This window comes from Candidatus Methylomirabilota bacterium (genome assembly GCA_036001065.1).
Classification (GTDB): domain Bacteria; phylum Methylomirabilota; class Methylomirabilia; order Rokubacteriales; family CSP1-6; genus MNEF01.
This window is the reverse complement of the sequence record DASYUQ010000173.1, coordinates 1-16,966: the sequence shown is the minus strand read 5'-3', so window position 1 is coordinate 16,966 and position 16,966 is coordinate 1. Positions and strand designations below refer to the sequence as shown.

Below are 16,966 nucleotides of genomic sequence, written 5' to 3'. Positions count from 1 at the left end.
GCTCATGAAGGGAATCATCCTGGCAGGGGGGGACGGCACGAGGCTCCGGCCACTGACGCGCCGGATCGCCGGCGACGAGCGGCCGAAGCAGTTCTGCCGCCTCCTCGACCGGGAGATCCTGCTGGAGCAGACCCTCCGGCGCGCCGGCCGGCTGATCCCGCCCGAGCAGACCGTCACCGTCGTCGTTCGCGCTCACGAACGCTACTACGCCCCGCTTCTGTCCGGCGTCCCGGCGCCGGGCCTCGTCGTCCAGCCGGAGAATCGAGGGACGGCTCCCGCGATCCTCTATGGCCTCCTCTCCCTCGACGCGCTGGTGCCGGCCGGCGCGGTGGCCATCTTGCCGTCCGACCATTACGTCTCGGACGACGATCTGTTCATGGCCCACGTGGCCGCGGCGTTCCACGCGGCCCGTCTCCGGCCGGACCTGGCGATCCTGCTGGGAAGCGTTCCGAGAACCCCGGAGCCGGAATACGGGTGGATCGAACCCGCTTATGCGATGCCCATCGAGCCGCGGGGCCGACTCTCCCGCGTCCGCCAATTCTGGGAAAAGCCGCCTCCCGCGCTGGCCCGCAAGCTCCTGGGCCTGGGGTGCCTGTGGAATACGTTCGTCATAGTCGCGTCCGTCCGCACGCTCCTGGCTCTCGTCAAGGAGGCGCTCCCCGATCTGTATGAACGGTTCGCCGCCATCCGGCCGGCGATGGGGACGTCGAGTGAACAGGAGGCCGTGCGGGCGCTCTACGCTCAGATCCCCTCGATCGACTTCTCCCGGCACGTGCTCGCCACCTGCCCGGCCAACCTGGCCGTGCTGGCCCTGAATGGCGTGGAGTGGGACGATCTGGGAGAGCCTCGCCGCGTCATGGCGAGGCTGGCCAGGATCGGCATGCGCCCGGAGTGGATCAGACCAGAGGCGGCCGTCATCGCGTAAGCCGCTGTCCAATCACGTAGGGCCGCCGCTCCCGGGAGTGGTCGGAGAGCCACCCTGCCCGGGAGAGCCACCCAGCCGGATCACGCGCCGCCGTGTCGAGCGCCTGGACAGCGAAGAACGCAGTCGCTCCGCCACCATTTGCCGTAGCCTCCAGAGCTCCTGCCTCGCGACCGCATCTCGCTGAATGGCTTCCCTCCGCTCAATGCCAATCAGGGCGTCATGGAGTCGGCGCAGAAACTCGTCCTCGTCTCCGTCCGCCATGAGACCCTTCTTTCCGGCGTGTTCGGACTCCGCCCACGCCATCGAGGGCCAGTAGCCTTAATCTTGACGGAGTTCCTGTTCCGCCTCCAGCCAATTGTCGATCTCGTTCCCACCCCGGGCCAGATAGATCTCGTAGGCGCGCACCGCGATCTCATGGTGGCTCGGCACGTCCAACGTTTCCGCTGGTCGCGGAGGCCTCGGCGTTCCTTTTCTCGTGCGTTCCGCCATGACCGTGCTCCTTCCGTCGTAAGTTTCTAAAGTTCTAGATCGGGACGGAGCTTGACGCATGGGGGTTGTGTCTCGGTCCTGAAGGTGACGAAATTGACCCCGAGGCGGCGCTCGGGGGTGCTGAGAGGTGCTCGGGTGCTCCGCCCTAGTTCGAGAAGAGCTTGTTGAAGAAGCTCTTGACCTCGTCCCTGGCCTTCTCCCAGGCGCTCTTTCCCGGCTTTGGCTGGTCTCCGGCGCTGCTTGCAGTCTCGGCGACGCTCTCGGGGGCGGTATTGGCCGCCGTTGCGGCGAAACTGTTCTCGAGCGGACCGGCTGCAGCCGGCTGGGCGATCAGCGACGCTCGGGAGGCACCGACGGCGATGTAGGTGAACCAGAGGCCCTCATAGATGGCGACCTGGAGCGAGTTCTCCGCCTTGTCGTAGACCTGGACTGTCCCCCGCTCGGTGGTCGTGCTGGTGCTGACGTGGCGCCAGCCGTTGGATTCCAAGATGGCCCGCATGGCCAGTCGCAGGGAGCCGGCTTCGACGCGGCCTCGGTAGACGAGGCGGGCGGCCCTGACGCTCGGAGACTCGATGATGATCGACCTGGTGGGCTGATAGACCAGCCCGGTGGGGATCGGAACGTCCTCGAACTCGCCGTAGATCGGTCTCGGACGCGAGGTCGAGCACGCTGCGGCCGACATCGCGACCAGGACCAGGACCACCCACTGGCGCGTGTTCACGGCAGGAGCTTAGCAGCCACCGGCAGGGATTACCAAGAAAATTGGCGGGCCGTTCGAGCGGTTCCAGACACCCCAGACATGCGGCAAATGTCAGCGCGGGGGATACAATGGGACCGTCAGCAGGAGGACGATCATGGTCAATGCACTCTTGAGCGTCCCCGAGCCCCGCAACGAGCCCGTCCTCGGCTACGCCCCCGGTACCCCCGAGCGCCGCGCGCTGAGCGCCCAGCTCAAGAAGATGGCGGGCGAGGTCGTCGAGATCGCGCCGCGCATCGGCGGCCGGAAGACCACGACGGGCAAGACGGCCGAGGCCGTCATGCCCCACGACCACCGCCACGTGCTGGCCGTGTGGCACCGAGCGGGAGCCAGAGAAGTCCAGCAGGCGATCGACGCCGCGCTCGCCGCTCACCAGTCCTGGTCGCGCATGCCGTGGCCGGCGCGCGCGGCGATCTTCCTCAAGGCAGCCGACCTGCTCGCCGGCCCCTACCGCCAGGTCCTCAACGCGGCGACGATGCTGGGGCAGTCGAAGACGGCTCACCAGGCCGAGATCGACGCGGCCTGCGAGATGATCGACTTCTGGCGCTTCAACGTCCACTTCGCCGAGCAGATCTACCGCCAGCAGCCGCTCTCGGCGCCGGGCACGTGGAACTACCTGGAGCACCGGCCGCTGGAGGGGTTCGTCTTCGCGGTGACGCCGTTCAACTTCACGTCCATCGGCGGCAACCTGCCGACGGCGCCGGCGATCATGGGCAACACGGTGGTGTGGAAGCCGGCCTCCTCGGCGATCTACTCGGCGCACTTCCTCATGGAGGTGCTGGAGGCGGCCGGGCTCCCGCCGGGCGTCATCAACATGGTGCCCGGCGCGGGCGCCGAGGTGGGCGACCCGGCGCTGGCGTCGCCGGATCTGGCGGGCATCCACTTCACCGGCTCCACGGGGACTTTCCAGGGGATGTGGGAGACGGTCGGCCGCAACATCCGCCGCTACCGGTCCTACCCCCGGATCGTCGGCGAGACGGGTGGCAAGGACTTCGTCTTCGCCCACACCTCCGCGGAGGTGCCCGCGCTGGCGACGGCGCTCACGCGCGGCGCCTTCGAGTACCAGGGCCAGAAGTGCTCGGCCGCCTCGCGCGCCTTCGTCCCCGCCTCGCTCTGGCCGGGCGTGGAGACGGTGTTGCGCGCCCAGATCGCCGAGATCCGCGTGGGCGACCCCGCCGACTTCACCAACTTCATGGGCGCGGTGATCGACCGCAACGCCTTCGGCAGCATCAAGGGCTACATCGACTTCGCGCGGGCATCATCCGACTGCGAGCTGCTGGTCGGCGGCCACGGCGACGACGGCAAGGGGTACTTCATCGAGCCCACCGTGGTGCGGGCCAGGAAGCCCGACGTCAAGCTGATGCGCGAGGAGATCTTCGGTCCCGTCCTGACCGTGTGGGTGTACGACGACGGGGACCTGGACGAGACGCTGGGGATCTGCGACCGGGGCACGCCCTACGCTCTGACGGGCGCGGTCTTCGCCCGGGACCGCGCGGCGATCGTGAAGATCGCCGGGGCGCTCACCCACGCGGCCGGCAACTTCTACATCAACGACAAGCCGACCGGCGCGGTGGTGGGCCAGCAGCCCTTCGGCGGCGCGCGGGCCTCGGGGACCAACGACAAGGCCGGCAGCGCGCTGAACCTGCTCCGCTGGGTGAGCCCGCGGGCCATCAAGGAGACGTTCGTCCCGCCGACGGACTTCCGCTACCCCTTCCTGCAGCCCGGAGAGTGAGGTCCCACTCGCTCGCGACGGCGCTGGCGCTCGGCGCGCTGCTCCTGGGGCCGCGCGTCGCGCGCGCCGAGCCGCTCGTTTCGCTCACCCAGCCCGGTCCCTGGTCGGGCGTCTCCGGCCTCATCGGCTACGGCGCGCGGCTCTGGTTCGTCAACAGCGTCAAGCTCGCCGATCACAACTCCGCCGACGTCTGGAGCTACGATCCCGCCGCCGGCGAGGCGCGCTACGAGCGCCATCTCTTCAGCCAGGACGCCGGCGATCCCGCGGTCGCCGGCGGGCTCCTCTACTGGCCGTTCGCGAATGGGCGCTTCTCGACGGGCCATGGCGAGTATCTCGTCACCAACGGCCGGGAGTGGCAGTGGTGCGTGCTGCCCGCGGGCGAAGTGTTCCACGTCCACGCCATGGCCGCCAATGGGGGAGCGCTCTACGCCGCCACCTCGGCCTGGCACGCCGGGCTCCAGCGCTCGGACGACGAGGGCGCGACCTGGCAGGCGATCTACGACCATCCGATGCCGCCGCGCCGGGTCAGCCGCATCACGACATTCGCCGCCCTCGACGGCGCCCTCTACGCGGGGCTGACGACGTACGGGCGGATCGGCGTCAGCCTTCTAAAGGTGGCCGACGACACCCTGCGCCCGACGACGGGGTGGCCGTGGGGCGAGAGCGTGACCACGCTGGCGGCATACCGCGGCTGGCTCTATGGCGTGAACCGCAACGGCGACGAGAGCGCGGTGTGGCGGACGCGAGGCACGGCGGCGGAGCGCGTGACCGCGCTCGACGGCGAGCCGATCCGCGCGCTGGCCGCGGGTCCCGACGCGCTCTGGGCCATCGGCGCGCGCCAGGGCCGCGGCACGCTGTGGCGGAGCCCCGATGGGGTCACCTGGAGAGCGGCCCAGCGCTTCCCCAGCGCCGAGCCGCTCGCCCTCGCGGTCTACGCCGGCCGCGTCTACGTGGGCACGCGCGGTCCCGGCGAGCGCGGCACTCTCTGGGGACCGCGCCCTCCCGCTCCCGTCGATCCCCCGGTCCCGCCCCGTCCGCTCCCGCCGCTGCCGCACCGGCTGGCGCCCGCGGTGGACGATGCGCTGGCGGTCCTCGATCGTGTCCTCAAGGACCCGACGAGCTACGAAGGCTCGGCCGCGCGCCTTCGCGCCGCCGTGGCCCCGCTCGCGCTCAACGGGCTCGCCGAAGTCGGACCCACGCTGGTGCAGCGCCTCGGCGGCCCGTTCCCCGACGCTCAGGTGCGCCTGTTCGGCGGCGCGCTCACGGCGCCGGCCGCCAAGGTGGCGCGCTGGTACCTGCTCTGGGCCATCGCGCTGGGCGGTCGCGAGCGGATTCCTCCGGCGCTGCTCGCCGAGCCCTGGACGGCGCGCCCGAACCGCGCGGAGAAATACGTGGAGGCGGCGCCGGGCGCGGCCTGGGCCGTGGCTCAGCTCGGCCAGGCCGATGAGGAGACGCTCGCCGCCCTGGTCGCGCGCCTGGACGTCGCCGATCAGCCGCTGTGGCTGGTGGGCGATTTCGTCGGCGCCCTCACCGCGCTGACCGGCCAGCGCTTCGGCTACGACGTGGCGGCGTGGCAGCGCTGGTGGAGCGGGCGACAGTCGGCGGGCCGCTAGTGCCGTTCCAACTATTCGCGCCTAGGAAGGCACCGTGTACGTCGATCGTGGACAGATTTAGTATCAACAAGTTGGAACGGCACTAGGTCATCGGAGGGGGCCTCGACGGCCCCCTCCGAAACCTTCCCCCGGAAAGGGTTGCGCGGGCGCGACGTGAACGGCATCAACGTACCAAAGTCGCCTTGCGTCCACACCGTGGAAGGAGGAGTCCGATGGATTCTACGACAGTCGCGGTTGACGTGGCCAAGTCCGTATTCGAAGTCGCCGTCTGGGGTCACCCCGGACAGGTCCGGGAGCGGCATCGATTCACGCGGGCCCGCTTCCAGCGGTTCCTGGCGGAGCAGCCGGCGGCGACGATCAAATTCATCCAACTGTACCGGGCATGCGTGCGATCGATCAGGCCGAGCTGATTGCCTGCATAGGCTGCCAGAATCAGGAGTGCGCCAGCCACCGAGACGATCTGCTCCATGCGATCTCCTCCCCTCGTGGCGCTGCCCGCGCGCGTCGAGGATAATTGTCGCGCCCATGAACTTCGGCGTCTTTCTCCCGATCTCCGGCCGCGCGGCGAGCGGGGTCCTGATGCAGGCGGCGCGCCGGGCCGAGGCCCTGGGCTTCGCCTCGGTCTGGGCGGCCGATCGCATCGTCACCCCCTGGGAGATCGATACGCCCTACCCGTACAGCGCGGACCAGCGCTTCATCGTGCCGCCCGACGCGCCGTTCCTCGAGCCGCTGACCTGCCTGGCCTATCTGGCCGGCGTCACCGAGAAGATCGCCCTGGGGATGAGCGTGCTGGTGATGCCCTATCGCCATCCGCTCTACTGGGCCAAGATCGCCACGACGATCGACCATCTGTCCAAGGGGCGGCTGATCCTCGGCGTAGGCGTGGGCTGGATGGCGGAGGAGTTCGACGCGCTGGGCGCCCCGTTCAAGGAGCGCGGGGCGGTGGCCGACGAGCAGCTCCAGGTGCTGCGGCGGCTCTGGGACGAGGACAAGCCGAGCTTCGAGGGACGGTACTACCGCTTCCGCGAGATGGGATTCTCGCCCAAGCCGCTCCAGAAGCCGCGGATCCCCGTCTGGGTGGGGGGGGAAGGCGCGCGTTCCCAGCGTCGCGCTGCGAGGTATGGAGATGCCTGGTTTCCCTACTTCGTGAGGATCACCCCCCGGGAGCTCGCCGCCCGCTTCGACAACGTCCGGCACTGGGCGGCGGAGGCGGGGCGCGATCCCGCGCAGATCCGCCTGTCGTGCTGTCTGCCGATCGAGCTGACGCCAGGGCCGGTGCCCCAGGAGGAGGATCGCCTGCTGGGCAACCCCGAGCAGATCACCGTCGCGCTGCGGGCCTTCCAGAAGATCGGCGTGGGGCACATGGCCCTGCAGTTCATGGTGCCCCGCTGGCCGGAGCGGCGGGAGCAGATCGAGCGCTTCGCGCGCGACGTCCTGCCCGCGCTCGAGCAGTGATATTCTCCTTCGCGGCGAGAGGAGGTCGAGGCCATGATGGATGAAGCGCGCACGCAAACGCTGCTCAATGTTCTGTCGGTGGTGCTGCTCGCGATGCTCGTCTTCGATTTCGCCTACGTGATTTTCACCGCGCTCTCGACCCTCTAGACCTCGCGAGGCGATGCCGGCGCGCGCCGAAGCCTGACGTTTTCCGTCACTCTTCGTGCCCATTTGGTCGCTGGCCGTGTCGTTTTGCTTCCCGGGCCCCGCGACCGGTGTTCTCCTGTCGAGATTTATCGCCCGCCTCCGGGGTGTCGAGCCGTGGTATCGGCTTTGCTACTCCCCGTGAGGCATGCAAATCCGCTGGAAGCGCTGGCTGTTGGTCATTGTCGTGGTGGCGGCGGCGCTCGTCTGGTGGGCCAGCTCCTCCGCCGCGGTGCGTGCCCACGTCGGGTGGCTTGCGAGCCAGCCCGACGTGCGCACGGCGTTCGCGTCGCAAGGCGGCAGCACCGACGCGCTGCTGGTCTTGGTCACCTTCGCGCTCCTGGCCCCGATGGCCGCCTGCCTGCTCCTCATGCTGATCGTGTTCGTCGTGAAGATGTTCGAGCTCGTGCTGTTCAAGTTGCACCTTCCCGAGTGGCCGTCCATGCCGCTCGTCCTCACGGCGGCGGCCTACGGGACGTATATAGTGCGGGAGGCGTGGTTGCCCACGTCGCTCTACGCGCTGGGGGTCGTGGCCCGCGCCTATCTCGTCTTCTTTTCGTACGTCCCTAGCCCGCCCAGATAACGGACTCGGGCTCGAGTGGCTCGCTGCGGGCGGGTGACTCCAGGCAGGTCAGGCTGAGGGTAGGGCCGGCGCGCGGTGGCGCCGCCCGCGATGCGTCAGCGGGTCTGAACCAGCTCGCTCCTCACGCATGCGCTCGCTGAACCCCGCTGCGGCGCCCCGTTGCTCGATGAGGCCGACAGGTGATCGTCGTGGGCGTCGAGGATCGTCTTGAACGCCGCCGCTTCCGCCTCGGTGGACAGGACGATCTGAAGCGCCTGCCGCACCGTCCCGCAGAGCTCGGCGTCGACGACCACCACGCATTCTCCCTGGGGACCCCACATGTGGCCGAGAACTTTCCTGATGGTGATGTCCATGCCCGCGCCCTCAGTTCAGTCCAGTGATGTTGAAGACTCGCTCTTCCCACAACTCCGCCAGCGGCCGGTGTTGCTCGCTCCCGCAGGTGGGGCATACCTCGGCGCCAAGCTCGAAGCATTCGTCGCAGGCGGTGCACACAGAGAGATTCCGCAGCGGCACCGGGACCCGCGCGACCACCAGGAGGACCGAGCTGACTACCATGACACCCTGGAACGAGCAAACTCGGTACCAGGCGGCCGGAGCCGGGCCCCCGAGGCTCCTTTTCATCGGGAAGACAGGCACTTAGCCTCGGGCCGGCTTCCGGCCGCCCTGGCCCGGAGGGCAGGAGAACCGAGGAAACCTGGGAGGAAATCCAGGGCGTTTTGGGACGCTGCTTACCCTCGCTGAATGTCGAGTGGAAAGACGGTGTCCATCAGGGACGAGCCGCCGTCCACCGCAATGACCTGCCCGGTGATCCACGCCGCTTGTTCGGAGCTGAGAAGGGCGACCGCATTGCCGACGTCCTCCGGGCTCGTCAACCGCCCCATCGGCGTCCACCCGCTCTCGTGCCAGGCCCGGCTGACGTCCTGGACCTCCTTCGGCAGTGTGTTCAACACGCTGTCGTCGGTGAGGCCGGGGCTGAGCGCGTTGACGGTGATGCCCCGTTTGGCGAGCGCGACCGCGAAGTAGCGCACCGCCGATTCCAGCGCGGCCTTGGCCGATCCCATCGCGATCCAGGGCTGCCAGCTCCCGGTCCGCGCGCTGGGAGCGTAGGTGATGGCGATGATTCGGCCCCCCGGGCTCATGAGGGGCGCCGCCTCGCGCACCCCGACGAAGAAGGCCTTGGCCTGGGAGTCGAAGGCCATGTCCCACTTGTCCAGCGTGATGTCCATCGGGGCCTGATAGAACGCCGGCAGGTCGGGGCGGGCGTTACTCACGAAGATGTCCAGCCCGCCGAAGTCGCGCTTGACGTGCTCGAACATCTGGCGGACGTCATCGGGGCGAGAGACGTCGGCCCGGACGACGAGGCCGTCGGCCCCGTGCTTGCGTACCCGTTCGAGCGTGTCCTTGGCCGCCGCCTCGTTCTTGTGGTAGTGCACGGCGACGCGGACGCCCTCCTGCGCCAGCTTCACCGCGATGCCCCGCCCGATGCCCCGCGAGCTGCCCGTGATCAGAGCGCGCTTGCCCTTGAGCCACATAGGATCCTCCCCAAAATGACCGGAAGATACCGAGCCCGTCGTGAAGTGGGGGGCAGTATGGGCGCGCCCGGACGCATCGTCAACGTCAAGCTCGAGAAAGCCCCGAGCCTTGCCAGAGCTGGGTGCCTGTCGGGGAATGACGCGAGCCCGCTGCGGCCACTGCTCGCGTTTCGAGCGCGGCTCCGCCGGCGCAATCGATCCTCTGGGGAGTTTCAGAGGGGCCGCGCGGGCCGTAACGTCCGCCCCCTCCGACTGAGCTAGGCGGCCTGACCTCGCGAGGTCGAAGCCGACCGTCGCACGATCGCCCACCCGAGCCTGTCCAGGGACGTGCTGACGTCGTGCTGGCGCCGGTCATGCGCGGATCCGGCCTGTCCCTCGGGCGAGCGCCGCCCACCCAGACGACGGTCGAGGACGACCTCGACGTGCTCGTTGTCCGCGAAGACCTGGGAGAGATGGGCGTATACCAGGGGCTCGTGCCGCGCCACGATGATGAGGAGCCCGCGCGACCGGTGGTTCATTGGACCGTGAGGTGATAGCGGAAGAGGGCCCGGGTCACCTTCGTCCGTCGACTGCAGCGGGCGCACTGCCAGACGTCGCGGAGAAAGTCGGTCAGCGTGGCGAGCCGCCCCGCCGCCTCTTCGGCGTCGAACCGCGTCACCCTCAGCTCGGCGGCGACGCAGTCGTCGCAGAAGTCTACTCCGGGACATCTGATCAGGAATCCGGCCAGCATCTCCTCGACTCGCACTGCCACCTCTCTGCCAACGCCGGGCCAAGGTTCACCGCTGCTCAGCTTTCATTCTTGAGGATTCGCGCTCGAATTCACGCATCAATAACGATTCCCGATGGATAGCGGTGCTGTTCGAGACAGGGCCAGGCGCTGTAGGGGACGCCGCGGGGTCAGACCCCCAAATGGGGGGACCGTCATCGTGGTAACACGCCTGCCGGCATGGCGTGCCAGAAGGACCGCTCCGCGGGCGATCGAGGACGCAACTGGCCCTAGTTCAGGGTCTGGGCGGTCCGGCACTCTCCTTGCTGCGTCCCTGGAGGGGGCCTGTGACTATGGACGAACGTCGCCGGTACGCCCGCTATCCGGTTTCCTGGTACGTTCGTCTGTGGCTCGATGAAGGCTCGTTCGTCGGGGCCCGCGCCGTGGACGCGAGCCTCCACGGGATGCGTATCGCCCTCACCGACGACTGCTCTCCCAGAGGGCTGGAGGTCGGTCACCCCCGGCGCATCGAGATCTTTCATCCCGAGACGGAGAGCGCGGTCACCCGCGTCGGAGAGGTTCGGCATGTCGGCCATCAGGGCATCGGCCTCTACATCAGAGAGCCGCTGCCCGTTGACCTCATCGGCGAGTTCCCGACGAGCCTGACCGAAAGCGTGAGAGACGATCGAGACACCGCGAGCGCCGAGTCGCTATGAAGATCTCTTCGATGGAGCTGTTCCGAGCCGACCACAAAGAACATCGGATCGAGCGGCAAGAGAGGCAGTTCAAGTACGAGCAAGTCGCCACCGTTCCATCGCTGCGCGGGCGGTGGAGACCCGGCCTCGTCTTCGTGGTGCTCTATTGCCATGATTGCAGCACCTTCGTGGTGATCGACGAAGCCCGACCCGACGCCCCCGTTCGCGGCGCCTGAGCGCACGCTCTTTCAGGATCCCCCGCCGTCCACCCGGAGCACCTCGTCGTGCCGGCGCGCGCGCTCGCGCACCTTCAGCGCGACCTCGCTGCCGCGCTCGGCCCGCTGGACCGCCCGGTGCTCGAGCTGCAGCGAGTCCACGGTCTGGGCGAAGTCGGTGGTGTGCCCCCGGACGTGGATCATGTCGCCGACCTGGAGGTCGCCGTCGGTGAGGCGGACCGCCACCACGCCGATCTTCGTGAAGTAGTCGGTGACGACGCCGATCTTGCGCTCAGGTGCCATGGCCGACCGCCTTTGCGATGAGCTGTTCGATGCTGTGGCGATGGGGTGTGCCGTCGCGTGAGCAGGGGATCACCCCCTCGTGGCGCTCGAGGATCCGCCAGCCCGTGTAGGCCGCGCGCAGCTCGCCGGGGGTGAAGTAGTCGATGGCCTCGCCCAGCTCCACGTAGACCGCGCGGCCGGTGAACACGATGTGGGCGTGCAGGCCGTCCGGGCGCGTGAGCGCCCGCAGCCGGGCCAGGAGCCGGCCCCGCGCGGGCCGGGGCACGTAGTGGATGGTCCCGCAGGAGTAGACCAGGTCGAAGGGGCCGGCGACGCGCAGGCGCGCCATGTCGCTCCGCACCCAGCGGACGGCGACGCCCTGCTCGCGCGCGAGCCGTTCGGCCTTACGGAGCCCGGCTCGGGACACGTCCACGCCGGTCACGTCGAATCCCTGGGCGGCGAAGAAGACGCTGTCGCGTCCTTCGCCGCAGCCGAGGTCGAGCACGCGGGCCCCGGGCGGCAGGCGCACGCTCACCTCCCGGGCGAACGAGGAGGGCTCCGTGCCCCAGATGTAGGACGTCGGCGTCCGGGCGTACTCCCGAGCCCAGGGATTTCGCGTCATCCCGCCTTCCTCAGTCGGGACGGTAGGCAGGCTCGGCGCGGCTGTCAAGCGGCGGCAGGCGGGCGTGGGCGGGCGCGGGGAAGGCGCTACACTACGTCGCATGCGCCCCATCGGCCCGGCGCTGGTCGACGAGGTCTGGCGCGACGTATCCCGCTACCCACCCGAGCGGGTCCAGGCGGAGGCCCGGGTCTTCCTCGAGCAGCAGCCGCACGTCGCGGCGTTCGCCACCGTCCTCATGAAGCAGTTCGAGCAGCCCGTGCAGCAGGCGGCGTTCGGGCTCTGCTTCCTCCTCTTCAAGGTCCTCGAGCGGAGCCTGGGGCGGCCCTTTCCCCTGCTGGCCGAGGAGCGGATCCAGCAGGCCTACGAAGCGAACGTGGGCTGGCTGACCGAGACGGAGGCGGGGGCGGAGAGCCTGCTCGACACGCTCCCGGGCGGCGCCCATCCGAGCCTGATCGCCTACGTCATGTCCGTCTTCTACGGAGGTGACGGCGGGTACGACACGCAGGTGAAGGCGAACCTGTATCTGCTCCTCAAGACGCTCACCGAGGCGCTGGACATCGGGGCGGGGGACGCCTGACCCGCTGGGCCGTCCTGGCCCTGGTCACGCTCGCCTACGCGGGCAGCGCGCTCTCGGCTCTGGCCGTGGCGCCGCTGGCGCCGTTCCTCCTCGAGGCGCTGCACCTCTCGCGCGCGCAGGTGGGGCTCTTGCTGCCCGCGCTCTATCTCGGGGGCGTGCTCATGTCGCTGCCGGCGGGATGGCTCACCGACCGACTCGGCGTCCGGCTCACGCTGGCGCTGGGCCAGGCCCTCACCGGCGCCATGGTCGCGCTGGCGTCGCTGACGTCCAGCCTGCCGCTCCTGTTGGCCTGTCTCGTCGGGGGCGGCTTTGGCTTCAGCGTGGGCAACCCGGCCACGGGCAGGGCGGTCATCGAGTGGTTCCCGCCGCGCGAGCGCGGCGTGGCGATGGGCATCAAGCAGACCGGCCTCACGCTGGGCGGCATCGGCGCGGCGCTGGCCCTGCCGCCGCTGGCGCTGGCCCTGGGCTGGCGCGACGCCCTGGCGCTGGCGGGCGCGTTCTCACTCGTCTCCGCGCTCGTGGTCGCCAGCGCCTATCGCACGCCGCCGGGAGGCGGGGGCGTGCCACCGGCGGCGTGGCCGCGGCTCGCGGAGGTGGGCGGCTTCCTGCGCCGGCCCGGGGTGCTCATGCTCTTCGGCTGCGGGCTGGCGCTCTCGATGGCGCAGTCCTCTCTGCTCGCCTATCTCGTGCTCTACGCCAAGGAGAGCTTTGCGATCTCCGCGGTGGCGGCCGGGCAGCTGCTGGCGCTGGCCCAGGTCGGCGGCACGGCCAGCCGCCTGGCCTGGGGCGTCGTCAGCGACCGCTTCTTCGGCGGCCGGCGCCGCCCCGGCGTCGTCGTCACCGCACTTCTGGGCGCCGCCGCGTACGTGGCCTTCGCGCTCGGCCCCCCGCTGTCCGGCCCGCTGATCGCGGTGCTGGTGCTCGTCGCCGGCGCCGGGGCCTTCGGCTGGGTCGGGCTCTACTTCGCGCTGGTGGCGGAGATCGGGGGCGCGCGCCATGCCGGGCTGCTCACGGGCGTCGCCGTGGCCTTCGCCTGGTCGGGCGTGCTGGCGGGGCCGCCGCTCTACGGCCTCGCGCTGGAGGCGACGGGCTCGTACGCCGCGCCGTGGCTCGGCCTGGCGGCGATCGCCGTGCTCGTCGCCGTCGCGCTGGCCCGCCTGCAGCCGCTGGTTCAGCGCGGCGCGACGTGACGCGGGCGCCCGGATCGTTTGGTGGTTACGGCCGATAGTCGGTCGGATCGATGCACGAGTCATACTCTCCTTTGACTGGCTTTTCTTGATCGACGGCACTGACGCGGCCCTCAAGGCCTTGACTCACATACCTCAGCGGTTACAGTGACGGCGCCATGCCCTGCGGATCGCCGCGCCTCGTCCACGCCAACGGCGTCGCGCTTCAGGCCTACGAGTGGGGCGCGCCGGGAGGACCGCCGGCGCTGCTGCTGCACTCGCTGGCCGCGCACAGCCACTGGTGGGACTGGGCGGCGCCGCTGCTGGCCGAGCGCTTCCACGTCGTCGCGCTCGATCTGAGGGGCCACGGCGGCAGCGCGTGGGTCGAGCCGCCGAGCTATCGGTTCACGGACTACGTGGCGGACATCGTGGCGGCGCTGGACGCGCTCGGCTGGCGGGCGCCTGTGGTGATCGGCCACTCGCTGGGCAGCTATCTCGGCGCCTATCTGGCCGCCCGCCATCCCGCGCGCGTGGGGGCGCTGGTGATCGCCGACATGCTCACCTCCTGGAGTGAGGAATTGAACGCGTATGCCGGGGCCCAGGCCGCCCGCCCGCGCGCGGAGTTCGCGAGCCCGGCCGAGGCGGGCAAGCGTTTTCGGCTGGCGCCGCCCGACACGCGCGCGCCGGCCGAGTGGCTCCAGCACCTCGGCGAGACGGGCGTGAAGGAGTTGGCGCCGGGCGCGTGGACCCACGCCTTCGACCGTCAGGTCTTTCTCCATCCGCCGCTCGATCCGTGGCCGTTCCTGCCCCAGGTGGCGGCGCCCACGCTGGTGGTGCGCGGGCAGGGGAGCGCCCTGATGGACCGGGAGGCGTGGCAGCGCGTGGCCATGGCCGTGCGCCGCGGGCAGTTCGCGGAGCTCCCCGGCGCGTATCATCACCTGGTCCTGGACGATCCGCCGGGCTTCGTCGCGATCGTGACGAAGTGGCTGGCCGGAGCCCAGAAGGAGGCGACTCCATGAAGGCCAAAGCGGCCGTGCTCTTCGAGGTGGGACAGAGGCTCGACATCCGCGAGGTGGACGTGCAGGCGCCGCGCCCGGGCGAGGTGCTGATCCGGATGGCGGCGGGCGGCGTCTGCCACAGCGACCTCCACGCGATGACGGGCCACCTGGTGGTGGCGCTGCCGGCGATCCTCGGCCACGAGGGCGCCGGCGTCGTCGCCGACGTCGGGCCGGGGGTGACGTCGGTCAAGCCGGGCGACCACGTCATCCCGCTGTGGCGCCTGTCGTGTGGTGTCTGCGAGTACTGCAGCGACGGCCGGCCGGCGCTCTGCAACGCCGGGATGCAGGTGCGGATGACCGGACGCCTGCCCGACGGCACCACGCGCTTCAGCCTCGATGGGAAGGAGATCAAGCACTTCGCCGGCGTGTCGACGTTCTCCGAGTACTCGGTCGTGCCCGAGGCGGCGGTGCTCAAGATCCCCCAGGACCTGCCCCTTGATCGGGCGGCGCTGCTGGGCTGCGCGGTGATCACGGGCGTGGGCGCGGTGATCAACTGCGCCCGGGTCAGGCCCGGGAGCAGCGTGGTGGTCTTCGGCACGGGCGGGGTGGGGCTCAACGCCGTCCAGGGCGCCCGCATCGCCGGCGCTGAGAAGATCGTCGCCGTGGACCTGCTCGACCGGAAGCTCGAGTTTGCGAAGAAGTTCGGCGCCACCCACACGGTCAACGCCGCCACCGGCGACCCGGTGGCCCAGGTGCGCGCGCTCACGGGCGGCCGCGGCGTGGACTACGCCTTCGAGGTGATCGGGCTGCCCAAGACGATCCGCCAGGCCTACGACTGTCTGGCCAAGCGCGGGATGGCGGTCGTGGTCGGCGTCACGCCGATGACGATGGAGGTCGCGGTGCCGGTGATGTCGCTGGTCTTCGAGGAGCGCGTGCTGACGGGCTCGATCTACGGCTCCAGCCGCCCGCGCATCGACATCCCGAAGCTGATCGACCTCTACCGGGCCGGCACGCTGAAGCTGGACGAGCTGCTGACCCGCACCTATCCGTTCAAGGAGATCAACGAGGCGTACGCCGCGCTGGAGCGGGGGGAGGTCGCGCGCAGCGTGGTGACCTTCTGACCCGGGCCAGCGGCCGTTTTCTGCTACTATCCCCGGGTCATTCGCCGCACCTCACGGCATCGCACGGCGTCACCAGGCGGAGGAGCTGACGATGAGCGAGCTGAGACGACGGGACTTCTTGAAGCTCGGTGCAGCCGGGGCCGTTTCGGCCCTCGGCGTTCCCGCCCGGGTCGGCGCCCAGGCCAAGGAGGTCGTGATGCTTGGCCTCTGGTCGTTCACCGGGGCCTTCGCCGACGTCGGGCCCATCCTCGACCGGGGCATGAGGATGGCCCTCGAGGAGCGAGGGATGAAGGCGCAGGGCAAGCCGATCAAGTACGTCACGCGCGACGATGAGACCAAGGCGGGCTCCGCCACCCGGCGCGCCGAGGAGGCGGTGGACGGCGAGGCCGTGAAGTACATCATCGGCCCCTGGTCCTCCGGCGTGGCGCTGGCGGTTTCCGAGGTGGCCAAACGCAAGAAGGTCCTCCATTACTTCAGCGGCGGCACCGAAGACATCTCGGGCGCCCGCTGCCACCGCTATTCCTTCCAGTGGGCCGCCAGCCCCTACACGGCCGCCAAGACCGTGGTGGACACGTTCATGAAGGCCAACCCCCGGGCCAAGCGCTGGCACCTGCTGGTCGCCGACTACGCCTTCGGCTGGTCGGTGGAGAAGTACGTCAAGGAGGTCGGCAAGACCCACGGGATCGAGTTCGTGGGGGCCGATCGCCACCCGCTCGGCGAGCGCGAGTTCTCCAACTATGTGACCAAGGCGGCCGGCCACAAGCCCGACGTCGTCGCGATGGTCAACTTCGGCCTCGACACCGTCACCGCCGCGCGCGAGATCTTCAACTTCGGCCTGACCCCGAAGATCCCGCTCATCCTCACGTGGTCGTCGGGCGTGGAGGAGCTGGTCCAGCTGAGCCCCGAGATGCGCGAGAACATGTGGGTGGGCTCGAACTTCTACTACACGGCGGACACGCCGGTGGCCAAGGAGTTCGTCAAGAACTACCAGGCCAAGTTCGGCAGCCCGCCCGGCTACGCGCCGGCCGCCGCCTACGGCATGACGCGGATGGTGCTCCACGGCATGGACAAGGCCAAGTCGACCGACCACCTGGACGTCATCAAGGCGCTGGAGGGCATCGAGGTCGAGGACCTGGTTGGCAAGATGCGCGTCGATGCCAAGACCCACCAGACGCTGCGCCCGTACTTCTTCATGCGCTGCAAGAAGAAGGATGCCATGAAGCACCCGATGGACTTCGCCGACATCGTGGCCACGGGCGCGACGCCGCTGCCGCCCGAGTACAGCGCCTGCAAAGACATCGGCTCGCTCTAGCCC

At 69.7% G+C, this 16,966-nt stretch carries 21 protein-coding genes; 12 read left to right on the top strand and 9 right to left on the bottom strand.

Annotation, left to right across the window (positions count from 1 at the left end; genetic code table 11):
* Positions 1-4: 4 nt before the first annotated feature.
* Complete coding sequence (locus tag VGV13_16960) at positions 5-925, top strand: sugar phosphate nucleotidyltransferase (protein HEV8642781.1); 921 nt, start codon at positions 5-7, stop codon at positions 923-925.
* Positions 926-1,243: 318 nt separating this feature from the next.
* Here the strand turns inward: VGV13_16960 and VGV13_16955 are convergent, their stop codons facing one another.
* Together VGV13_16955 and VGV13_16950 are read right to left on the bottom strand one after the other, a co-directional pair.
* Positions 1,244-1,354: a DUF2934 domain-containing protein gene (locus VGV13_16955; GenBank protein HEV8642780.1), complete on the bottom strand. Its 111-nt coding sequence runs from the start codon at positions 1,352-1,354 to the stop codon at positions 1,244-1,246.
* 205 nt (positions 1,355-1,559) lie between these two features.
* Positions 1,560-2,135 carry a hypothetical protein gene (locus VGV13_16950; protein ID HEV8642779.1) on the bottom strand — a complete coding sequence of 192 codons (576 nt, stop codon included), beginning with the start codon at positions 2,133-2,135 and terminating at the stop codon, positions 1,560-1,562.
* 133 nt (positions 2,136-2,268) lie between these two features.
* Between VGV13_16950 and pruA the strand changes: the two genes are divergently transcribed.
* Both pruA and VGV13_16940 read left to right on the top strand, forming a co-directional pair.
* Entirely contained in the window at positions 2,269-3,903 is a 1,635-nt protein-coding gene (pruA, locus tag VGV13_16945) for an L-glutamate gamma-semialdehyde dehydrogenase (GenBank protein HEV8642778.1), read from the top strand.
* Positions 3,900-5,516 (top strand): hypothetical protein, encoded by a 1,617-nt coding sequence (locus VGV13_16940; GenBank protein ID HEV8642777.1) that lies wholly within the window; start codon positions 3,900-3,902, stop codon positions 5,514-5,516. The genes pruA and VGV13_16940 overlap by 4 nt, the downstream gene beginning before the upstream one ends.
* A gap of 274 nt (positions 5,517-5,790) precedes the next feature.
* Here VGV13_16940 and VGV13_16935 read toward each other — a convergent pair whose 3' ends face one another.
* Positions 5,791-5,985, bottom strand: a complete 195-nt coding sequence (locus VGV13_16935; protein ID HEV8642776.1) for a hypothetical protein — start codon at positions 5,983-5,985, stop codon at positions 5,791-5,793.
* Positions 5,986-6,041: 56 nt separating this feature from the next.
* On the opposite strand from VGV13_16935, the gene VGV13_16930 reads away from it, so the two are divergent.
* Together VGV13_16930 and VGV13_16925 are read left to right on the top strand one after the other, a co-directional pair.
* Entirely contained in the window at positions 6,042-6,971 is a 930-nt protein-coding gene (locus VGV13_16930) for an LLM class F420-dependent oxidoreductase (GenBank protein ID HEV8642775.1), read from the top strand.
* A gap of 331 nt (positions 6,972-7,302) precedes the next feature.
* Positions 7,303-7,737, top strand: a complete 435-nt coding sequence (locus VGV13_16925; GenBank protein ID HEV8642774.1) for a hypothetical protein — start codon at positions 7,303-7,305, stop codon at positions 7,735-7,737.
* 95 nt (positions 7,738-7,832) lie between these two features.
* Here the strand turns inward: VGV13_16925 and VGV13_16920 are convergent, their stop codons facing one another.
* The 4 genes from VGV13_16920 to VGV13_16905 all read right to left on the bottom strand — a co-directional run bounded on the left by VGV13_16920 (position 7,833) and on the right by VGV13_16905 (position 10,020).
* Positions 7,833-8,090, bottom strand: coding sequence for a hypothetical protein (locus VGV13_16920; protein HEV8642773.1), 258 nt, complete (start codon positions 8,088-8,090; stop codon positions 7,833-7,835).
* A gap of 375 nt (positions 8,091-8,465) precedes the next feature.
* Positions 8,466-9,269, bottom strand: coding sequence for an SDR family oxidoreductase (locus VGV13_16915; GenBank protein HEV8642772.1), 804 nt, complete (start codon positions 9,267-9,269; stop codon positions 8,466-8,468).
* 257 nt (positions 9,270-9,526) lie between these two features.
* Positions 9,527-9,787 (bottom strand): hypothetical protein, encoded by a 261-nt coding sequence (locus tag VGV13_16910; GenBank protein HEV8642771.1) that lies wholly within the window; start codon positions 9,785-9,787, stop codon positions 9,527-9,529.
* Positions 9,784-10,020 carry a hypothetical protein gene (locus tag VGV13_16905; GenBank protein ID HEV8642770.1) on the bottom strand — a complete coding sequence of 79 codons (237 nt, stop codon included), beginning with the start codon at positions 10,018-10,020 and terminating at the stop codon, positions 9,784-9,786. Before VGV13_16905 ends, VGV13_16910 begins: the two co-directional genes overlap by 4 nt.
* A gap of 308 nt (positions 10,021-10,328) precedes the next feature.
* Here VGV13_16905 and VGV13_16900 point away from each other — a divergent pair, with 308 nt between their 5' ends.
* Positions 10,329-10,691, top strand: a complete 363-nt coding sequence (locus VGV13_16900; GenBank protein ID HEV8642769.1) for a PilZ domain-containing protein — start codon at positions 10,329-10,331, stop codon at positions 10,689-10,691.
* On the top strand, positions 10,688-10,906 hold the full coding sequence (locus VGV13_16895; GenBank protein ID HEV8642768.1) for a hypothetical protein: 219 nt from the start codon (positions 10,688-10,690) through the stop codon (positions 10,904-10,906). Before VGV13_16900 ends, VGV13_16895 begins: the two co-directional genes overlap by 4 nt.
* Before the next feature lie 12 nt (positions 10,907-10,918).
* On the opposite strand, the gene VGV13_16890 is transcribed toward VGV13_16895, so the two are convergent.
* Positions 10,919-11,188: a translation elongation factor-like protein gene (locus VGV13_16890; GenBank protein ID HEV8642767.1), complete on the bottom strand. Its 270-nt coding sequence runs from the start codon at positions 11,186-11,188 to the stop codon at positions 10,919-10,921.
* Positions 11,178-11,789, bottom strand: a complete 612-nt coding sequence (locus tag VGV13_16885) for a class I SAM-dependent methyltransferase (protein HEV8642766.1) — start codon at positions 11,787-11,789, stop codon at positions 11,178-11,180. The genes VGV13_16890 and VGV13_16885 overlap by 11 nt, the downstream gene beginning before the upstream one ends.
* A gap of 100 nt (positions 11,790-11,889) precedes the next feature.
* On the opposite strand from VGV13_16885, the gene VGV13_16880 reads away from it, so the two are divergent.
* The 5 genes from VGV13_16880 (at position 11,890) to VGV13_16860 (ending at position 16,963) form a co-directional block, all read left to right on the top strand.
* Positions 11,890-12,366, top strand: coding sequence for a hypothetical protein (locus VGV13_16880; protein HEV8642765.1), 477 nt, complete (start codon positions 11,890-11,892; stop codon positions 12,364-12,366).
* Positions 12,363-13,556, top strand: a complete 1,194-nt coding sequence (locus VGV13_16875) for an MFS transporter (GenBank protein ID HEV8642764.1) — start codon at positions 12,363-12,365, stop codon at positions 13,554-13,556. Before VGV13_16880 ends, VGV13_16875 begins: the two co-directional genes overlap by 4 nt.
* Positions 13,557-13,711: 155 nt before the next feature.
* Positions 13,712-14,551: an alpha/beta hydrolase gene (locus VGV13_16870; protein HEV8642763.1), complete on the top strand. Its 840-nt coding sequence runs from the start codon at positions 13,712-13,714 to the stop codon at positions 14,549-14,551.
* A complete protein-coding gene (locus tag VGV13_16865) occupies positions 14,548-15,651 on the top strand; it encodes a Zn-dependent alcohol dehydrogenase (GenBank protein ID HEV8642762.1) in 1,104 nt (367 codons plus the stop codon). Before VGV13_16870 ends, VGV13_16865 begins: the two co-directional genes overlap by 4 nt.
* 91 nt (positions 15,652-15,742) lie before the next feature.
* Positions 15,743-16,963: an ABC transporter substrate-binding protein gene (locus VGV13_16860; GenBank protein ID HEV8642761.1), complete on the top strand. Its 1,221-nt coding sequence runs from the start codon at positions 15,743-15,745 to the stop codon at positions 16,961-16,963.
* Positions 16,964-16,966 lie beyond the last annotated feature (3 nt).